This is a genomic window from Pontibacter toksunensis (assembly GCF_042686245.1).
Taxonomy (GTDB): Bacteria; Bacteroidota; Bacteroidia; order Cytophagales; family Hymenobacteraceae; genus Pontibacter; species Pontibacter toksunensis.
On sequence record NZ_JBHUOX010000083.1, the window covers coordinates 1 to 1,439 of the forward strand.

At 51.1% G+C, this 1,439-nt stretch carries 2 protein-coding genes; both read left to right on the forward strand.

What is annotated here, in order from left to right:
* A partial coding sequence (locus tag ACFS7Z_RS27175) for a CPBP family intramembrane glutamic endopeptidase (protein ID WP_377492610.1) occupies window positions 1-640 on the forward strand: 640 nt, incomplete at its 5' end.
* A gap of 316 nt (window positions 641-956) precedes the next feature.
* Entirely contained in the window at window positions 957-1,139 is a 183-nt protein-coding gene (locus ACFS7Z_RS27180; RefSeq protein ID WP_377492613.1) for a hypothetical protein, read from the forward strand.
* Window positions 1,140-1,439 lie beyond the last annotated feature (300 nt).

Here is a 1,439-nt window from a genome sequence, read left to right on the forward strand (position 1 = left end):
GCCTTATTTTTGGAAAATGAAGAAAAACAGGTACTTTGTACGGAAGACATTTGAGCTGCTGTTGCTTTATGTCGCCATCCCGCTCTTCACTAAATACCAGCTGCACGGGATTTACAACCTGGTCCCTCTACTGGGGATGGGCCTGCTCCTGTTTCTCCTCCTGTTCCGGAGCAAGCGCTTTCACAACAGGCGGTTTCTGAGGCTGGATTCCGTCAACTGGAAGTTTCTTGTCGGCAGGTTCTTGCTCCTCTCCGCCCTGGTCTACGGCTTTATCCGCTTCTTTCACCAGGACCTGCTCTACTACCTGCCGCAGCAGAACCTCGACCGCTACCTGCTCACGGTGGCCCTCTACCCTTTCTGGTCTGTCATCCCGCAGGAGATTGTATACAGGGGCTGGTACTATCACCGCTACAGCGACTTCTTCACAAACGAAAAAGTCTCCGTGCTGGTAAACAGCGTCTTCTTTGGCTTCTCCCACATTGTCTTCGGAAACTGGGTCGCCATCTGCGGTGCTTTCCTGGTGAGCTTTGTCTTCAGCCACACCTACAGAAAGCACAACTCCCTGCTGATTGTAGTGATAGAGCACTTTTTCTACGGGGTGATGATTTTCTCCCTGGGGATGGGCAGGTTTTTTAAATAAGTAACGGCTGCTTCCACAACTTGCAGCTGCTGTTGGTCGCTGTAACGGACGCTGACCTCTATGAAACAAACAGGCTGTAGCAGATTAGTCCGGGCGCCACTGCCCCGAGCAGGTAGGCCCCGCAGGCAGCGCTTTCCAGAAGATAGAAGACATTCTCGGTTGTGCTTTTTTGTGTTTAGTGCAGCTCCCAATAGCAGTTCAGCAGCTTGACCGGCTCTACGCCGAGAACACATGGCAACGGCTGCCGTAGTATTCATCAAGACAGGCACCTTTGGGTATCACAGACGCTGCAAACATAACTTCCAAGGATAAAAGTATGAAAAACATTTACCCCCAGTGGCTCCACAGCCTGGCTTTCCTCTCTTTATCCCTCACGCTTTGCGGATGCAACTTTGAAGATGATGCTGTTATGAACCCCAGCTCCTGGGCCGGATTGCTCATTGTTGCCGCTGTAATAGTTTTCTTCTACTACATCTTTAAAATGATCAGAAGAAGGTGAATAAAGGCGGCTCCTCCTGCTTATAACAGGTGTTATGATAAGCAATAGCCTGCGTCATAACTGCTGGAGAGGGCATTATCACATTTTCGTTCTCTTCGCAGCTGCCTGGCTTCCTGCCTATCTTGCCCTTTAAGATGCTTCCCGGGCATGGAGTTGAACACACATAGTCCCACAGCGGAGAGGATTACGCCGAAGGCCACCCCAAGTCTTTGTAATGATGAATGGCGTGGTGCGTCCAGAGCACCTTAAGGATGCTGGCCGGAAGGCATGCACCGCGTAGTGCACAAGCAGGTAGGCAGA

What these genes read in the sequence shown, in the direction of transcription:
- ACFS7Z_RS27180 (WP_377492613.1), top strand. Translation starts at nt 957, where the DNA reads ATGAAAAACATTTACCCCCAGTGGCTCCACAGCCTGGCTTTCCTCTCT.